The organism is Campylobacter sp. CFSAN093246 (genome assembly GCF_012889415.1).
GTDB lineage: Bacteria > Campylobacterota > Campylobacteria > Campylobacterales > Campylobacteraceae > Campylobacter_D > Campylobacter_D jejuni.
Map to the genome: position 1 here is coordinate 541,048 of NZ_CP040613.1, position 16,242 is coordinate 557,289.

A 16,242-nucleotide genomic window follows, 5' to 3' on the forward strand; every position below is an offset into this window, starting at 1 on the left:
TTGTTTATTAGTAAGATTATTATCAGTGAAGATTTTTTAGGTATTAAGGAAGAAATGATTAATAATTTTGGTATTAAAAAATTAAGATTTTTTATACCACAAAATGAATTTTTACTTGATGATGCAAGAGCGGTTGAAAAAGAAAGCTATATCGCAGAAACTGAAGAAAAAATTATTGTTTTAATGGCGGATTCTTATAGGATAGAAGCGCAAAATTTTTTACTTAAACTCCTTGAAGAACCTCCAAAAAATATTAAATTTCTTATTGTGATACCTTCTAAAAATTTACTTTTACCTACTATAAAATCACGTCTTATTTGTGAAAAAAGAAAAGTTGAAAAGGAAGTTAAAAAACTTGATTTAGATCTTAAAAGAATGGATTTAAGAATGCTTTTTGATTTTTTGCAAAAAAATGAAAATTTGGATAAAAATGAACTTATGGATCAAATCGCATTGCTTGCTAAAGAATGTGTGAAATATAAAGATTTTAACGCTGAAGAATTAGAGTTTTTTTATGAAAGTTATGAGCTTGCAAAATTAAATTCTAAAAGCGGGGTGCTTTTAGCTACTCTTTTATTAAATTACTATACAAAGAAATAAAATGAAATTTTTTAAAATCAATCCAAACACCGATTTTAATTTGCTTTGTTCTTTCATAAACCCTCATAAAATGGGACAAAAGATCATGAGTGAAAAAACAAAAATTCATTTTATTTTTATCAAAGATATTTCTACTCCTGCGGCAAATATTTTAAAACAAGATGCTTTAAGAGTAGGAGCTGAACTTATTACTCATAAAGAAGTAATTACTGCAAAAATCACTCATTCAAATGCGCTTTTAATGGCAAGTAAAGAGCAAATTCAAAAGCTTGTTGTCAAAGAAAAACTTCAAGATTTTGGACTTAAAAATTTGGCTCTTTTTTTGCAAAAAGATTTTTTAAAACCGAAAAAAGCCGAGCTTATGGCAGTGATTAATGTCAATGAAGACAGTTTTAATGCAAAAAGTCGTGTGAGTGAAGAAGACTTTGAAAAAAGGCTTAATGACTTTCTTGCTTTAAAGCCTGAATATATCGATATAGGTGCGGTAAGTTCAAGACCTGGGAGTGAGTATTGTGGCAAGGAAGAGGAATTTAAAAGACTGAAAAAAGTACTTGACTTAATTTATGAGAAAAATTATTACGAACAAGCAATTTTTAGTTTAGATAGTTTTGATGAATATTGTCTAGAATATGCTTTAAATAAGGGTTTTAAACTCATTAATGATATTACAAGTTTAAGAAATCTTAATCTAGCCAAACTTGCAAGTAAATATGGGGCAAAATATTGCTTAATGCACATGCAAAACAATCCAAATAACATGCAAGATAATCCTTTTTATGAAGATTTGCTTGATGAGATGACTTTGTTTTTTAAAGAAAAACTTGAGCTTTTAGAAAGTTTTGGAGTAAAAGAAAGTATTTTAGATGTAGGTATTGGTTTTGGAAAGAGTGCGGGGCATAATATGATTTTAATCAAACACTTAGAACATTTTTTGCAATTTAATAAACCTTTACTTATAGGTGCGAGTCGTAAAAGTGTGATTAATGCGTATTTTCAAAGCGAGATTAAAGATCGTTTAGCGGGAACTTTATATTTGCATTTAAAGGCTTTTGAAAATGGTGCTAGTATTATAAGAGTGCATGATTTATATGAGCATAAACAACTTTTTGCTTTAGCGCAGGCAATGGATAATATAGGAGTTTAGATGAAAAAAGAAGAGTATTTAGAAAAAGTTGCTTTAGCTAATTTGTGGATGAGGGCATATTATGAAAAAGATGAACCCTTGGCTAGCGATGAAGAATACGATGCTTTAATCAGAGAATTAAGAGTTTTTGAAGAACAAAATAAAGATGAAATTTCAAAAGACTCTCCAACGCAAAAAATAGCTCCTACTATACAAAGTGAGTTTAAAAAAATAGCTCATTTAAAGCGTATGTGGTCGATGGAAGATGTGTTTGATGAGAGTGAGCTTAGAGCTTGGGCAAAACGCGCAAAATGTGAAAAAAACTTTTTTATAGAGCCTAAATTTGATGGAGCGAGTTTAAATTTGCTTTATGAAAATGGTAAATTAGTAAGCGGCGCCACTAGGGGCGATGGCGAAGTGGGTGAGGATATAACGCTTAATGTTTTTGAGATAGAAAATATACCTAAAAATATAGCCTATAAAGAAAGGATAGAAATTCGTGGAGAAGTGGTGATTTTAAAAGATGATTTTGAGAAAATCAACGAAAAAAGAGCCCTTTTAAATCAAAGTTTATTTGCCAATCCACGCAATGCTGCAAGTGGGAGTTTAAGGCAGCTTGATACAAGCATCACTAAAGAAAGAAATTTGAAATTTTATCCTTGGGGAGTAGGGGAAAATACCTTAAATTTCACCAAACACAGCGAGGTGATGCAATTTATCAGAGAGCTTGGTTTTTTAAAGGATGATTTTGTAAGACTTTGCGCTAATTTAGACGAAGTTTTAAAAGCTTATGATGAGCTTTTAGCTCTAAGAGAAAAAAAACCTATGATGATGGATGGAATGGTGGTAAGAGTTGATGATCTTGCACTTTGTGAAGAATTAGGCTATACGGTAAAATTTCCAAAATTTATGGCAGCTTTTAAATTTCCTGCGCTTGAAAAAACCACGCGTTTAATAGGGGTAAATTTACAAGTAGGAAGAAGTGGAGTGATCACTCCTGTGGCAGTTTTAGAACCTGTAAATTTAGATGGGGTTGTAGTAAAATCAGCCACCCTTCATAATTTTGATGAAATTGCAAGACTTGATGTTAAAATCAATGATTTTGTAAGCGTGATAAGAAGTGGCGATGTTATCCCTAAAATCACTAAGGTTTTTAAAGAGCGTAGAGAAGGTTTAGAGATGGAAATTTCACGCCCTAAGCTTTGTCCTACTTGCCAAAGTGAGCTTTTGGATGAAGGAACTTTAATAAAATGTCAAAATATAGATTGTGAAGATAGACTTGTAAATTCTATCATTCATTTTGTTTCTAAAAAATGTCTTAATATCGACGGACTGGGAGAAAATATAGTAGAACTTTTATACAAGCACAAAAAAATCACTACGCTTGAGAGTATTTTTCATTTAAAATTTAATGATTTTGAAGGTTTGGAAGGCTTTAAAGAAAAGAAAATTAACAATCTTTTAAATGCCATAGAACAAGCAAGAGAATGTGAGCTTTTTCGTTTTATCACAGCTTTAGGAATAGAGCATATTGGCGAGGTTGCGGCTAAAAAATTAAGTTTAAGTTTTGGTAAAGAGTGGTACAAGCAAAGCTTTGAAGCTTATGCCAATTTAGAAGGTTTTGGAGAGCAAATGGCTTTAAGTCTTTGCGAATTTACGCGTGTTAATCGCACAAGAATTGATGAGTTTTACAAGCTTTTAAATTTGAAAATAGAAAAACTTGAAATCAAAAGTGATAGTATGATTTTTGGTAAAACTTTTGTGATTACAGGTACTCTTTCACGTCCAAGAGATGAGTTTAAGGCTTTGATAGAAAAGCTTGGGGGTAAGGTAAGCGGCTCTGTTTCTAAAAAGACTGACTATGTGCTTTTTGGAGAAGAGGCAGGTTCTAAACTTAGCAAGGCTAAAGAGCTTGAAGTAAAATGTATAAATGAAAGTGCTTTTAATGAGCTTGTTAAAGAATAGTTCTTATATTTTAACGCTTTTAAGCCTTTTTGGCTTTTTGCTAACTTGGCAAAGGAGTGCTTTTTCTTTATTTTTTTTAATTCCTATTTTTTTAACACTTTTTTGGGAATTCTTTTTATTTTTAAAGCTTAGAAAAAATATTATAAAAGAAGCTACTTTGATTAAGGGAAGTTTGTTTTATCGTATTAGTATGGGGGATTTTTATCTTTATATTTTTAGCTTTTTTTTGGCGATTTTTGGACTTGTTTCTTTATTTTTAAATTTTTTAAATCTTGAAAAAATTGATTTTGTTTTTATATTTATAATTTTACCTTTATTGATGATATTTTTAAAAAAAGAATTGCATTTGCAATTTGTAGATAATGCTTATAATGATTTTAGAATAGTTGTTATCGCTAGTTTTTTTACTGCTTTATTTTATGCATTTTATGGGCTTTTTTTTACTTACAATGAACTTTTAAATTTAGAACTTTTTTCTAGGAAAATCATTGCCTATAAGAGTGCTTCTTTTGTTTATTTTGATTTTTTATCTGAATTTTTACATTTTGTTTCAAATTTAAAATTTTTTATTTTTTCTTATTTTGGATATTTGGGGTTTAGGGCTTTAAATTTTATTTTTGATTTTTTTAATTTTTTTATGTTTTGTTCTCTTTTGGCTTTTGTTTTTAATTTTGTTTTGAAAATAAAGATAAAAATAATTGTTTTATTTTTATGTTTTATCATGGTTTTAGGAAATTATTTTTTAAAAGAGCAAAGAAATAATGTCTTAAAATCCGAACAAGAGCAAATACTTTTATGGATGAATAATTTTAATTTTTTAAAAGATAATAACTTAAGTTTAATTCAAAAAGAAAAAGATCTTTTTGAAAAAGATCTTAAAGATCTTAGAGAAATTTTTAAAAAAAATGCTTTTGAAATAGGTATTTGGTGGTTTTCTAAAGAAAAAGAAGACTTAGAAAAAAGAATAAATGAGAGTTTAAAATGAGATTTGATTTTTTTGTTTCAAAGCGTTTAAATATCAGTAGAAATAAAGCCTTAGAGCTTATAGAAAATGAAGAGATTTTACTTAATGGTAAAAGTTTTAAAGCTTCTTTTGATGTGAAAAATTTTTTAGAAAATTTAAAAAAAACTCAAGATTTAAATCCTGAAGATATACTTTTAGCCAATGAGTTAAAATTGGATCTTTTAAGTGAAATTTATGTTTCAAGAGCAGCTTTGAAATTAAAAAAATTTTTAGAAGAAAATGATATTGAAATAAAACATAAAAATTGTCTTGATATAGGATCTAGTACGGGCGGTTTTGTTCAAATTTTACTTGAAAATCAGGCTTTAAAAATCACTGCTCTTGATGTGGGTAGTAATCAACTCCATCCAAGTTTAAGAGCAAATGAAAAAATTATCTTGCATGAAAATACAGATCTTAGAGCCTTTAAAAGTGAAGAAAAATTTGAACTTGTTACTTGTGATGTGAGTTTTATTTCTCTTATTAATTTACTTTATTATGTCGATAATTTAGCTTTAAAGGAAATTATTTTACTTTTTAAACCTCAGTTTGAAGTGGGAAAAAATATCAAAAGAGATAAAAAAGGTGTTTTAAAAGATGACAAGGCAATCTTAAAAGCAAGAATGGATTTTGAAAAAGAATGTGCTAAGTTAGGTTGGCTTTTAAAAAATACGCAAAAATCAAGCATTAAAGGAAAGGAAGGTAATGTTGAATATTTTTACTACTATATCAAAAATTAATATTACTTCTTTAGCCATAGGTTGTTTTGATGGTATGCATTTAGGACATCTAAAACTTGTAAAATATTTAGATGAGAATGGGGCTTTGCTAGTTATTAATAAATTTAAAGGTCAATTTCTTTGTTCAAATCGTCAAAAAGAAGAAATTTCAGGAAAAAAAGTTATAGAAGTGGATTTTGAAAGTATAAAATCTTTAGATGGTAAAGATTTTTTAAGCTTTTTGAAAAAAGAATTTACCAGTTTAAAATTTATAGTCGTGGGTTATGATTTTTCTTTTGGGAAAAATAGGGCTTATAGTGCTAAAGATATTGAGTTTTTAAGTGGGATAAAAACTATAATAGTTGATGAATTTAGCATAGGTGGAATAGGTGTTCATGCAAGTTTAATTAAGGATTTTTTATCAAGAGCAAATTTGCAAAAAGCAAAAGAATTTTTAGGGAGAAATTATAGCATCAAAGGAAAGGTAATTAAAGGACAAGGCTTAGGTTCTAAAGAACTTTTTGCAACTATAAATTTAGATTGCGAAGGTTATTTTTTGCCTCAAAATGGTGTTTACGCTACTTTGTTAAAAAGTCAAAGAAAAACTTATAAAAGTGTGAGTTTTTTAGGTGTAAGATCAAGCGATGAAAATTTTGCTATAGAAAGTCATATTTTAGAAGAATTGGGTGAAAATTTCACGCAAGGAGAGTTTTTTGAACTCGAGTTTATATCTTTTCTAAGAGAGAATCAAAAATTTCAAGATCTAAAAAAACTTAAAAATCAAATTACTAAAGATATAGAACAGGCTAGAGAATTATTAAGGAAAAATGATGAAAGATGAACTTTTTAAACAAAGCCCTAAAAAACAATTTGAATTTGATAAAAGCGTGGCTAGTGTTTTTGACGATATGATCAATCGTTCTGTGCCATTTTATGGAGAAAATTTAGAACTTTGTGGCAATTTATTGGCTAAAATTTTACCTACAAATGCAAGTGTTTGTGATTTGGGCTGCTCAAGTGCTAATTTTTTGATTTTTTTGGCAAATCTAAGAAAGGATTTTAAACTTTTTGGCGTGGATAATTCTGCTTCTATGCTTGAAGTTGCAAAGTCAAAAGCTAAAGCTTATGGACTTGATATAAGTTTTTTTGAAGCTAATTTATGTGAATTTGATTTTTTTACTTGCGATGTTTTTGTAGCAAATTATACCATGCAGTTTATTCGCCCTCCTAAAAGACAAGAATTGCTTGATAAAATTTATAAAAATTTAAACTCTAAAGGCATTTTGATTATGAGTGAAAAAATCCTTTATGAAGATGCTTTTTTGTCTAAAAATATCATAGAACTTTATGCAGATTATAAAGAAAAACAAGGTTATTCTAAATTTGAAATTGCAGCTAAAAGAGAGGCTTTAGAAAATGTTTTAATTCCTTATAGTCAAAAAGAAAATTTAAACATGCTAGAAAAGGCAGGTTTTAAGAAAATAGAAAGTATTTTTAAATGGGCAAATTTTGAAACTTTCATAGCTTTTAAGGATTAGAAATATTTTCATCTTCCCATTCATCTTTTGGAAAACCTATCTTATATGCATTAACACAATCTTGACTAATGATAGCTTTGTGTCTGCATTCTAAACTTCTTTTTTTTGCTTCCTCGGGGTGATTTTGATAATATTCTACACTTTTGGTTTGTTCGCATGCTGCAAAAAATATACCAATAAGGCTTAAAAAAAGAGTTATTTTCATGGTCATTTTTCCTGTGTCATATTAACATCATCGCTAAAGATAGAACTTTGATTGTTTTCTGTTGTTTTGGAAGGATAAATTTCAGAAGGTGTTTCTGCTATAGGTGGTATTATAATACTTTCATTATTTTCTGAACTTTGGTTAATATCTTTTGTGGTTTTTTCTTTTTTTAAATCATTTTGTTTTAAAGCTTCTAATATTTGATTATCAGATTTTTTCGGTGTGTTTGGACTGTATTTACCCTCTTCATTTGTTGGTTTAACACCAACTTTTAATGCATTAATACAATCTTCGCTAAGAGTTCCGCTTTCTTTGCATTCTTTCACTTTTTCTTTTGCTTCGCTAGGAAGATTTTTGTAGTAATTTTCTGTTTTACTATCACAAGCTGTTATATTAATAACTATTAAAATTGCAAGTAAAATACTTAGTCTTCGCATTTATCAATCTCCTAAAATTTTTAATATCTTAGCAAACTTGTATAAAGCAACGATAAATTATTTTTCTTCATTGTAAGAAAAAATAGGTAAAGACCATTGATATTTGATAGCTAAAAGCCTTGCAAAAACTCCTATAAAAAGAGTTAAAAGTGTGCAAACTAGGGCATTAAGCTCAAGCCAAATTATTAGAGAATAATAGATTACTCCTGCAATTATGGCAATTCCTGCATAAATTTCTTTTTGAAACACCAAGGGGATTCTCATACATAAAATATCTCTTAAAATTCCACCAAAAACACCGGTAATTACAGCAGCAGCAACGGCTATGATAAAGCCATGGTTTTGATCTATGGCTATTTGAGCTCCAAGTATGCTAAAAACAACAAGTCCTATAGCATCAAGAGTTAGAAATAAAGTTTCAAGTTTGGTTACTACGCGCGGAATTTTTGTGGCTACAAGGGCGCAAAAACAGATTAAAATAATATATTCAGGATGTTTAACCCAAGTTAAAGGATAATGTCCTAAAAGCACATCTCTTATGCTTCCGCCTCCAATTGCTGTTACGAGAGCAATAAAAATAACTCCAAAAAGATCCATTTTGTGGCGTCCTGCAGCTAAAGCTCCTGTCATTCCTTCTGCGGAAATACCTATGATATAAAGAGTGGTTATCGTAAGAGCATTTATCTCCATAATTTATACCTTAAAATTTATCACAATTTATTTGATACTGTTTAATATTTTCATCATTTACTTCGTGGTTTGGTGCTTGATAGCATTCTTTAAATTTCGGAGTTTTAATAATTTTCACATAAAAACTTGGTATAGCAATACGGTTTTTAATATATTGTGGTTCTTTATCGTAAAGTACTAAATTTAAAACTTCGATACTTTGAAATTCTAAAGCTAAATTTCTTTCTCTTTGTTCGATTTCATTCCAAATTTTATTATTTATTTGTGCATTTTGTGGGGTAATATTACTCATTAAAAATACTGAATTTTGAGCAGCTTTACTAAAGCTAAAAGAAGCATTGGGTGCAGTGTGTCCTCGTGTGTAACCACTGTTTTTATAATCACTCCAAGTAGTGCGGTATTTTTTAGGAATATTTGTATCATCTTCAAAGCGAGGGCGTTTTTTGATTTGTCTATCTTTCAAATTTGAAGCTTCTACCTTATAAGCAACAGCTTTTGTGCCTTTGAGTTTATAATCATAGCAATTTAGATAAAAAAACTTATCTAAGATTTGCGAGCAATTTATATTGTTAAAATAAGAAGAAAAATCAGCACTAGGCTTGTAAGGTTCTAAGGCAAAAATATTAAGAGATATAGTGAGTAAAAAGATGAAAATTTTCATTTAAGTTCCTTATCTTTACTTTTGCAAAGATGATTTAAAAAACATTCTTTACATAAAGGTTTTTTAGCTTTACAGGTGTAACGTCCAAAAAGAACCATGGCTTGATGAAGATAGTTAAGATTATCTTTAAATGTGCGTGTTAAATCTTCTTCTGTAGCTTCTGGAGTTTTTGCTTTGCTAAGTCCTAAGCGGTGAGAAACTCTAAAAACATGAGTATCTACAGCCATGAAATTTGCTCCGCACCATTCTATTAAAACTACATGAGCGGTTTTTTGTCCTACGCCTGCTAAGGATTTTAAATTTTGTTCATCAAGGGGAATTTCTCCGTCAAAATTTTCACAAACTGCTTTTGCCATTTTTATAAGATTTTGTGCTTTATTATTAAAAAATGAACAAGTTTGTATATAGGTTTTAAGACTTGATAAATTTGCATTTGCAAGGGATTTGATATCAGGATAAGCTTTAAAAAGATCAGGAGTGATGAGATTAACTCTTTTATCAGTGCATTGGGCTGAAAGCATTACGCAGACTAAAAGCTCATATAAATTTGAAAATTTAAGCTCTGTTACAGGCTTGTCAAAATGTTTTAAAAAAAGTTCTTTGATTTCTAAATTTCTTTTCATTTTTTAATTTTAGTTAATTAGCTTTAAACCAAGTTTAGATATAATTGATTTTATATACATTTTATTAAAAAGGAAACCTAATGAAAAAATTTTCTTTAGTCGCAGCAACTTTGATTGCAGGTGTAGTTTTAAATGTAAATGCAGCTACAGTAGCTACTGTTAATGGCAAGAGCATTAGCGATACAGAAGTAAGTGAATTTTTTGCCCCTATGCTTAGAGGACAGGATTTTAAAACTTTGCCAGATAATCAAAAAAAAGCTCTTATTCAGCAATATATTATGCAAGATTTAATTTTGCAAGATGCTAAAAAACAAAATTTAGAAAAAGACCCTTTATACACAAAAGAACTTGATCGTGCAAAAGATGCAATACTTGTTAATGTTTATCAAGAGAAAATTTTAAATACTATTAAAATTGATGCGGCTAAAGTTAAAGCTTTTTATGATCAAAATAAAGACAAATATGTAAAACCTGCAAGAGTGCAAGCAAAACATATCTTAGTAGCGACAGAAAAAGAAGCTAAGGATATTATTAACGAACTTAAAGATTTAAAAGGTAAAGAACTAGATGCTAAATTTAGCGAGCTTGCTAAAGAGAAATCAATTGATCCAGGTTCAAAAAACCAAGGTGGTGAGCTTGGTTGGTTTGATCAATCAACTATGGTAAAGCCTTTTACAGATGCTGCTTTCGCGCTTAAAAATGGTACTATTACTACAACTCCAGTAAAAACGAATTTTGGTTATCATGTAATCTTAAAAGAAAATTCGCAAGCTAAAGGTCAAATCAAATTTGATGAAGTAAAACAAGGTATTGAAAACGGACTTAAATTTGAAGAATTTAAAAAAGTTATCAATCAAAAAGGCCAAGATCTTTTAAATAGTGCTAAAGTGGAATATAAATAATGGGTGTTTTAGACATTGTAAAAGCAGGGGTGATTAGCGGAGATGAGCTTAATAAAATTTATGACTATGCTAAAGCAGAGGGTTTTGCTATCCCTGCTGTTAATGTTGTAGGAACTGATTCTATTAATGCAGTTTTAGAAGCTGCAAAAAAAGTTAACTCTCCAGTTATTATCCAGTTTTCAAATGGTGGGGCAAAATTTTATGCAGGAAAAAATTGTCCTAATGGAGAAGTTTTAGGTGCAATTAGTGGGGCTAAACATGTGCATTTACTTGCTAAAGCTTATGGTGTACCTGTGATTTTACACACTGATCATGCTGCAAGAAAACTTTTGCCTTGGATTGATGGGCTTATTGAGGCAAATGCACAATATAAAAAAACCCATGGACAAGCTTTATTTAGTTCTCATATGCTTGATCTTAGCGAAGAAAGTTTAGAAGAAAATCTTAGCACTTGTGAAGTTTATCTTCAAAAACTTGATGCTTTAGGTGTCGCGCTTGAAATAGAATTAGGTTGTACAGGTGGCGAAGAAGATGGAGTGGATAATACAGGTATTGATAATTCCAAGCTTTATACCCAACCAGAAGATGTAGCTCTTGCATATGAAAGACTTGGAAAAATTAGTGATAAATTTTCAATCGCAGCAAGCTTTGGAAATGTACATGGAGTTTACAAGCCAGGAAATGTTAGCTTACAACCTGAAATTTTAAAAAATTCGCAAAAATTTGTAAAAGATAAATTTGCTTTAAATAGCGATAAGCCTATAAATTTTGTATTTCATGGCGGTAGCGGTAGTGAGCTAAAAGATATTAAAAATGCGGTAAGCTATGGCGTAATTAAGATGAATATTGACACAGATACTCAATGGGCTTTTTGGGATGGGGTGCGTGAATATGAACTTAAAAATAGGGCTTATTTGCAAGGACAAATTGGAAATCCAGAAGGTGATGACAAGCCAAATAAAAAATACTATGATCCGCGTGTTTGGTTAAGAAGCGGTGAAGAAAGCATGATAAAACGTCTTGAAATCGCTTTTGAAGATTTAAACTGTATAAACAAAAACTAAGCATTTTAAAAGCTTAGTTTTATTTTGTTTTAAAAATTTTTATCAAATTAAGTAGCAATCTTTAAAATAAAATTTTTAATGAGGTATTGGTTTCATGGATATTAAATCAGATGAAATTTCAGAACTTGTTTTGCCTGAAGGCAAAGATGCAAGAGGTTCTTTGGTTTATTTTAAAATTATTTTTATTCCAGCTTTTCTTTATATTTTGATTTTATTGGGTTATTTTAATGTAATTGACTTTAAGGTCGAATTACATACGGTTATTATGACAGGTGTGATTTTTTTTACAGCATTGATTTTTGCTAGACATAGTGCTGAGTATGCGTATAGTATTTTTGAACAACAAAAAGATGAATTTAAACAGGCTTTAAAAAGACATATTATGAGGCATTTTCTTGCCATAGGGAAAGACACGAAATCAAATGCCAATTTTGATGACTTTGCTTATACATATATTAAGGGTGCAAGAAATGAGAATTTTGCTAGTATAGGTTCGGCAATTTTTCCAATGATGGGAATTTTAGGAACTTTTATCAGTATAGCTTTTTCAATGCCAAATTTTAGTTCTAGTGATACAGCCGCTTTAGAACAAGAAATTGCAGATTTGTTAAGTGGAGTGGGAACTGCTTTTTATGTTTCAATTTATGGAATTTTTCTTGCATTATGGTGGATGTTTTTTGAAAAATATGGTAAAAGCAAAATAGATCGTTTGCTAAATCGTCAAAAAAACGCTACAAGTGGATTTTTTTGGACAAAAGAAGAGCTTGATCAAAGATATTTAACTGAAAGTTTGCAACATTTTGAAAAAATTGGAGCAATTTTTAAACAAGTTAGTAATGATGATTTTTTTGCAGAGCTTGATCATGCTATTGATAGAAAGTTTGGTATTTTCCAAGATATGCTAAATGTAGAAGAAAGGGCTATTAGATTAAGTAGTGAACATATCAAACAAACCATGGGTGAGCTTAGTAAAGCACAAAGAGATCAACGCGATCTTGGAAAGCTTTATAGTGAAATGTTAAATGGTATAGGTTTGCTCAATCAAAATTTAAAAGAAATCAATACAAGAATGTCAGAACAATATAATCGCTTGCTTGATATCAGTAGTGATAAAATTCATCATCTTGATAAGACACTAAGTGCATTCGATGAAAAAATAGAGCGTTTTGGTAAAAATTTTGAACTTTATGAAAAAGCAATGTTGGAAAGTCAAGAAAAGGTTTTTGAGGGATTTAAAGCAAGCTTGTTTGAAGGTATGCATAAATTTAAAGAAGTATATGAAGAAGAAAAAAGTATTGATGCTAAAATCAAAATGATGGATGAGCTTAAAAAAGAAATGAAAGCACTTGATGAAGAAACAAGTCAAATGATGAGCAAGCTTTCTGGGGATGAAAATCAGAATAAAGAAAATGAAACCAAACAAATAGAAGATTTTTCAGAGTCTAAGACTGAAGAAAATCAAGATGAAATTCAAGCAGAAATATCTAAGCAAGAAAGCAATGATGAGCTAAAAAATGAAGATAAAGAAAATAAATGAAAAATGAGTCAAAAGAAGATAGCAATTTTTGGATAGCTTATGCTGATTTAATGGCAGGATTGCTGTTTGTTTTTATTTTGCTAATAGGTGCTATTGTTGTAAAATATGTTTTAACTCAAAGTGATTTAAAAGAAATCAAAGATAATCTCAATAAACAAGAGGCACGCTTAGAGGAGAGTAAAGAAGAGCTTAGAAATAAAGAAGCCATAGTGTTTAAACTAAGTTCTGATTTAAACAATGCTTCTAGTGCTTTAAATCTTGCTAATTCTCAAAAAGCAGAATTAGAGGCTAATATTACAAATTACAAGCAGTTAAGTAAAGATTTAAACTCAACTTTAGATAATAAAGATAAGCAAATTTTGATTTTACTAGGTCAACTAGAGAAAAAAGATGAAGAGCTTAAAAATTTACAAGAAGATTTTCAAAAAGCTAAAGAAAAGGTGCAAAATCTTGGTTTGATTCGTGAAAATTTAAGCAAGGAATTACAAAGTAAGCTTGATAATAATATCACTATAGATGAAAAGACAGGATCTATTTCTTTGCCTGCTGAAGTACTTTTTGATAAAGATTCTTATGTGTTAAAAAATGAGGCAAAGGCAAGTTTGAGAAAAATCTTAAGCGAATATTTTGATGCTATTCTTGAAGATCCAAAAATTTTTTCTAACATTGAAAATATCATTATTGAAGGACATACTGATAGTGATGGATCTTATATTTATAATTTAGATTTGTCGCAAAAAAGAGCTTATGAGGTGATGAATTTTATCTATACTTTTTATAAGAGTGATAAGCTTCAAAAGCTTTTAATGGCAAGTGGACGTTCTTTTTCAGATCCTGTGTTTGTCAACGGAGTTGAAGATAAGGATAAGAGTCGTCGCATAGAAATAAAATTTAGCATTAAAAATGATAATGCTTTAAAGGATGTAGAAAAATTCTTTGAATTTCATTAAAACAATTAGTCCTATACAAAAAATCAATTTTAACGGATTTGAATTTTATATTAAAAGAGATGATTTATTAGGGGAAATTAATGGAAATAAAGCTAGGAAACTTGCTTTTTATATCCATCAAAGATATCCTAAAAATCAATCTTTTGTAAGTTATGGAGGAAGCCAAAGTAATGCTTTGGCGGCATTAAGTATTTTTGCTAAACAAAGATCATATAAGCTTGTTTTTGCTTGTGAAAAAATTTCTACTTTTCTTAAGAATAATCCTTGTGGAAACTATGCTTTAGCTTTAGAAAATGGTGTTGATTTTGTAGAAAATATCCATTCTTTATCCTTAAAGCAATTTGCTTTGTCTTTGTGTAAAAAAGATGATGTTTTTATAGAACAAGGTATAGCTAATTTAGAAGCTCAATATGGCTATATGGAACTTGCTCAAGAAATTCAAATGCAAAGTCAAAGTTTAAAGCTTGATTTTGATATTTTTTTACCTTCGGGTACAGGCACTTCGGCAGCTTTTTTGGCAAAGTATTCTAAATTTAAAGTATTTACTTGCGCTTGTGTAGGTGATATTAAATATCTTAAAAAACAAATTTTAACATTAGATCCAAGCTATGATTTTTCAAATTTAGAATTTTTAACAAGTGATAAAAAATATCACTTTGCTAAGCCGTATAAAGAATTTTATGAGCTTTATATGGATTTAAAGTTAAAGTGCAATATAGAATTTGACTTGTTGTATGATATTTTAGGATTAAGTATAGCATTAAAACAAGAGTGGAAAAAACCATTGCTTTATATACATCAAGGTGGAATTTTAGGAAATTCCACTATGTTAGAGAGATATAAATTTAAAAAATCAGTTTAAAATTCCATAGATAAAAATGATTAAAATAATCAAAGGTACTATATATTTTACATAATAAAACCAAATTCCAAACCATGAACTTTTAAGTGTATTGTTATTGCTAAGTTCTTTTAGACTTTCTTGTTTGCCTAAAATCCAACCTACATAAATACAGCAAAAAAATGCAGTTAAAACAAACAAAATATTTCCACTAATGAAATCAAAACTATCAAAAATGTTTTTTCCTTTGATGATAACAATATCACGCCAAGGCCCATAAGTTAGAATACAAGGAAGATTGCCAAGTATGAAGATAAACCCTAGAGTTAGGTTAATAGAAAGATTTTTAGAATATTTAAATTTTTCTTCTAATACGCTAATAATAACTTGATAAATTGGCAAGCTTGTGGTTAAAGCTGCAATCAAGAGTAAGACAAAAAATAAAATACACACAATGGTGCCAAAATGGATATGAGAAAATGCTATAGGTAAAGTTTCAAAAACCAAAGAAGGCCCGCTATCTGGAGCAAGTCCCGCTGAGAAAAGTGCTGGAAAAATCATAAAACCAGCCAAAACAGCTATGATAGTATTTAAAACCCCTGTATAAATAGCGGTTTTTGCCATATTTTCATTTTTATTAAGATGAGATGAAAGTGTTATCATTACCCCAAAACCTAGGGATAAAGCAAAAAAGACTTGTCCTAAAACATCGATTAAAAGTTTTGGTGATAAAATTTTACTAAAATCAGGTTCAAGATAAAATTTAACTCCAGCCATAGCTCCATCAAGGGTTAAATTGCGTCCTACAACAATAATAAGACAGATAAATAATAAAGGCATTAAAAATTTTACGGATTTTTCTATACCATCTATAATGCCTCTTTTTAAAATAATATAATTAATAATTACAAAAACAGTGGTAAAAATACCAACTCCTAAAGGATTGAAGGCTATTTTGTCGTTAAAAAACTGATGAGTAAATTCTTTGCTTACTACATTGGCAAGACTAAAATTCCCTAGGGTTAATTCCCAAATATAAACTAAAACCCATCCTCCAAGTACCATGTAGTAAGCCATTATGCCAAAGCTTCCTAAAAGTCCCATATATCCAATACTTTGCCATTTTTGTTTGAAAGCATCTACGCTATTTATCATCGCTTTTCTGCCTATGACATTTTCAACTAAAATAACAGGAATGCCTATGATAATCATGGCTATACAAAAAACTAATACATAAGCACCGCCACCATTTTCTCCTACAAGATAGGGAAAACGCCAAGTTGCTCCAAATCCTATGGTTGCTCCAGCAACTGTTAGAATATAAGTTAGTGTGCTACTCCATGTTTGTCTTTGCATGATTATCCTTTCGAAAAAGAATTATTTT

Annotated in this window: 18 protein-coding genes; 12 read left to right on the forward strand and 6 right to left on the reverse strand. The window is 29.5% G+C overall.

The genetic code is table 11. The features are described from left to right. Genes FBE87_RS02895 through cmoA form a run of 7 tightly spaced genes read left to right on the forward strand, consistent with a single transcriptional unit; the run spans nucleotide 1 to nucleotide 6,948 of the window. Nucleotides 1-600, forward strand: coding sequence for a DNA polymerase III subunit delta' (locus FBE87_RS02895; RefSeq protein WP_002852167.1), 600 nt, complete (start codon nucleotides 1-3; stop codon nucleotides 598-600). A 1-nt stretch (nucleotide 601) separates the two neighbouring features. After that, nucleotides 602-1,744 (forward strand): dihydropteroate synthase, encoded by a 1,143-nt coding sequence (gene folP, locus FBE87_RS02900; RefSeq protein ID WP_002858587.1) that lies wholly within the window; start codon nucleotides 602-604, stop codon nucleotides 1,742-1,744. Beyond that, on the forward strand, nucleotides 1,745-3,688 hold the full coding sequence (gene ligA / locus FBE87_RS02905; protein WP_002879838.1) for an NAD-dependent DNA ligase LigA: 1,944 nt from the start codon (nucleotides 1,745-1,747) through the stop codon (nucleotides 3,686-3,688). It abuts the gene before it with no gap. Beyond that, entirely contained in the window at nucleotides 3,669-4,673 is a 1,005-nt protein-coding gene (locus tag FBE87_RS02910; RefSeq protein ID WP_079254730.1) for a hypothetical protein, read from the forward strand. Before ligA ends, FBE87_RS02910 begins: the two co-directional genes overlap by 20 nt. Continuing rightward, nucleotides 4,670-5,431 carry a TlyA family RNA methyltransferase gene (locus FBE87_RS02915; protein WP_002854799.1) on the forward strand — a complete coding sequence of 254 codons (762 nt, stop codon included), beginning with the start codon at nucleotides 4,670-4,672 and terminating at the stop codon, nucleotides 5,429-5,431. The genes FBE87_RS02910 and FBE87_RS02915 overlap by 4 nt, the downstream gene beginning before the upstream one ends. Continuing rightward, nucleotides 5,397-6,251, forward strand: a complete 855-nt coding sequence (locus FBE87_RS02920) for a bifunctional riboflavin kinase/FAD synthetase (RefSeq protein ID WP_002854793.1) — start codon at nucleotides 5,397-5,399, stop codon at nucleotides 6,249-6,251. Before FBE87_RS02915 ends, FBE87_RS02920 begins: the two co-directional genes overlap by 35 nt. Beyond that, complete coding sequence (gene cmoA / locus FBE87_RS02925; RefSeq protein ID WP_079744469.1) at nucleotides 6,238-6,948, forward strand: carboxy-S-adenosyl-L-methionine synthase CmoA; 711 nt, start codon at nucleotides 6,238-6,240, stop codon at nucleotides 6,946-6,948. The genes FBE87_RS02920 and cmoA overlap by 14 nt, the downstream gene beginning before the upstream one ends. On the opposite strand, the gene FBE87_RS02930 is transcribed toward cmoA, so the two are convergent. Genes FBE87_RS02930 through nth form a run of 5 tightly spaced genes read right to left on the reverse strand, consistent with a single transcriptional unit; the run spans nucleotide 6,938 to nucleotide 9,564 of the window. Then, nucleotides 6,938-7,159: an EexN family lipoprotein gene (locus FBE87_RS02930; protein ID WP_002859102.1), complete on the reverse strand. Its 222-nt coding sequence runs from the start codon at nucleotides 7,157-7,159 to the stop codon at nucleotides 6,938-6,940. The genes cmoA and FBE87_RS02930 overlap by 11 nt on opposite strands. Continuing rightward, on the reverse strand, nucleotides 7,156-7,590 hold the full coding sequence (locus tag FBE87_RS02935) for an EexN family lipoprotein (RefSeq protein ID WP_002868091.1): 435 nt from the start codon (nucleotides 7,588-7,590) through the stop codon (nucleotides 7,156-7,158). The genes FBE87_RS02930 and FBE87_RS02935 overlap by 4 nt, the downstream gene beginning before the upstream one ends. 57 nt (nucleotides 7,591-7,647) lie before the next feature. Continuing rightward, on the reverse strand, nucleotides 7,648-8,280 hold the full coding sequence (locus FBE87_RS02940) for a trimeric intracellular cation channel family protein (RefSeq protein ID WP_002874216.1): 633 nt from the start codon (nucleotides 8,278-8,280) through the stop codon (nucleotides 7,648-7,650). Between the two features lie 10 nt (nucleotides 8,281-8,290). Beyond that, nucleotides 8,291-8,941: a DNA/RNA non-specific endonuclease gene (locus tag FBE87_RS02945; protein ID WP_002874218.1), complete on the reverse strand. Its 651-nt coding sequence runs from the start codon at nucleotides 8,939-8,941 to the stop codon at nucleotides 8,291-8,293. Next, nucleotides 8,938-9,564 carry an endonuclease III gene (gene nth / locus FBE87_RS02950; protein WP_002852225.1) on the reverse strand — a complete coding sequence of 209 codons (627 nt, stop codon included), beginning with the start codon at nucleotides 9,562-9,564 and terminating at the stop codon, nucleotides 8,938-8,940. Before nth ends, FBE87_RS02945 begins: the two co-directional genes overlap by 4 nt. 80 nt (nucleotides 9,565-9,644) lie before the next feature. Between nth and peb4 the strand changes: the two genes are divergently transcribed. From peb4 to FBE87_RS02975, 5 genes are all read left to right on the forward strand, one after another. Next, nucleotides 9,645-10,466, forward strand: coding sequence for a peptidylprolyl isomerase PEB4 (peb4, locus tag FBE87_RS02955; protein WP_020246902.1), 822 nt, complete (start codon nucleotides 9,645-9,647; stop codon nucleotides 10,464-10,466). Further along, a complete protein-coding gene (gene fbaA / locus FBE87_RS02960) occupies nucleotides 10,466-11,530 on the forward strand; it encodes a class II fructose-bisphosphate aldolase (protein ID WP_002852272.1) in 1,065 nt (354 codons plus the stop codon). Before peb4 ends, fbaA begins: the two co-directional genes overlap by 1 nt. Nucleotides 11,531-11,624: 94 nt before the next feature. Beyond that, complete coding sequence (locus FBE87_RS02965) at nucleotides 11,625-13,067, forward strand: MotA/TolQ/ExbB proton channel family protein (RefSeq protein ID WP_100621670.1); 1,443 nt, start codon at nucleotides 11,625-11,627, stop codon at nucleotides 13,065-13,067. Then, entirely contained in the window at nucleotides 13,064-14,017 is a 954-nt protein-coding gene (locus tag FBE87_RS02970) for an OmpA family protein (RefSeq protein WP_002852313.1), read from the forward strand. The genes FBE87_RS02965 and FBE87_RS02970 overlap by 4 nt, the downstream gene beginning before the upstream one ends. Continuing rightward, nucleotides 14,004-14,879 (forward strand): 1-aminocyclopropane-1-carboxylate deaminase/D-cysteine desulfhydrase, encoded by an 876-nt coding sequence (locus tag FBE87_RS02975; protein WP_002852217.1) that lies wholly within the window; start codon nucleotides 14,004-14,006, stop codon nucleotides 14,877-14,879. Before FBE87_RS02970 ends, FBE87_RS02975 begins: the two co-directional genes overlap by 14 nt. Here the strand turns inward: FBE87_RS02975 and FBE87_RS02980 are convergent. Continuing rightward, the gene (locus FBE87_RS02980) at nucleotides 14,871-16,214 is read right to left on the reverse strand and encodes a sodium-dependent transporter (RefSeq protein ID WP_100621669.1); all 1,344 of its coding nucleotides are present in this window, start codon (nucleotides 16,212-16,214) and stop codon (nucleotides 14,871-14,873) included. The two genes, FBE87_RS02975 and FBE87_RS02980, sit on opposite strands and share 9 nt — an antisense overlap. Nucleotides 16,215-16,242: the final 28 nt, after the last annotated feature.

Excerpts from the sequence above, each read along its gene's own strand:
- FBE87_RS02930 (WP_002859102.1), bottom strand. The coding sequence starts at position 7,159 with ATGACCATGAAAATAACTCTTTTTTTAAGCCTTATTGGTATATTTTTT.
- FBE87_RS02910 (WP_079254730.1), top strand. The coding sequence starts at position 3,669 with ATGAGCTTGTTAAAGAATAGTTCTTATATTTTAACGCTTTTAAGCCTT.
- FBE87_RS02915 (WP_002854799.1), top strand. The coding sequence starts at position 4,670 with ATGAGATTTGATTTTTTTGTTTCAAAGCGTTTAAATATCAGTAGAAAT.
- ligA (WP_002879838.1), top strand. The coding sequence starts at position 1,745 with ATGAAAAAAGAAGAGTATTTAGAAAAAGTTGCTTTAGCTAATTTGTGG.
- peb4 (WP_020246902.1), top strand. The coding sequence starts at position 9,645 with ATGAAAAAATTTTCTTTAGTCGCAGCAACTTTGATTGCAGGTGTAGTT.
- FBE87_RS02970 (WP_002852313.1), top strand. The coding sequence starts at position 13,064 with ATGAAAAATGAGTCAAAAGAAGATAGCAATTTTTGGATAGCTTATGCT.
- cmoA (WP_079744469.1), top strand. The coding sequence starts at position 6,238 with ATGATGAAAGATGAACTTTTTAAACAAAGCCCTAAAAAACAATTTGAA.
- folP (WP_002858587.1), top strand. The coding sequence starts at position 602 with ATGAAATTTTTTAAAATCAATCCAAACACCGATTTTAATTTGCTTTGT.
- FBE87_RS02980 (WP_100621669.1), bottom strand. The coding sequence starts at position 16,214 with ATGCAAAGACAAACATGGAGTAGCACACTAACTTATATTCTAACAGTT.
- FBE87_RS02935 (WP_002868091.1), bottom strand. The coding sequence starts at position 7,590 with ATGCGAAGACTAAGTATTTTACTTGCAATTTTAATAGTTATTAATATA.
- FBE87_RS02965 (WP_100621670.1), top strand. The coding sequence starts at position 11,625 with ATGGATATTAAATCAGATGAAATTTCAGAACTTGTTTTGCCTGAAGGC.
- fbaA (WP_002852272.1), top strand. The coding sequence starts at position 10,466 with ATGGGTGTTTTAGACATTGTAAAAGCAGGGGTGATTAGCGGAGATGAG.
- nth (WP_002852225.1), bottom strand. The coding sequence starts at position 9,564 with ATGAAAAGAAATTTAGAAATCAAAGAACTTTTTTTAAAACATTTTGAC.
- FBE87_RS02940 (WP_002874216.1), bottom strand. The coding sequence starts at position 8,280 with ATGGAGATAAATGCTCTTACGATAACCACTCTTTATATCATAGGTATT.
- FBE87_RS02920 (WP_002854793.1), top strand. The coding sequence starts at position 5,397 with ATGTTGAATATTTTTACTACTATATCAAAAATTAATATTACTTCTTTA.
- FBE87_RS02945 (WP_002874218.1), bottom strand. The coding sequence starts at position 8,941 with ATGAAAATTTTCATCTTTTTACTCACTATATCTCTTAATATTTTTGCC.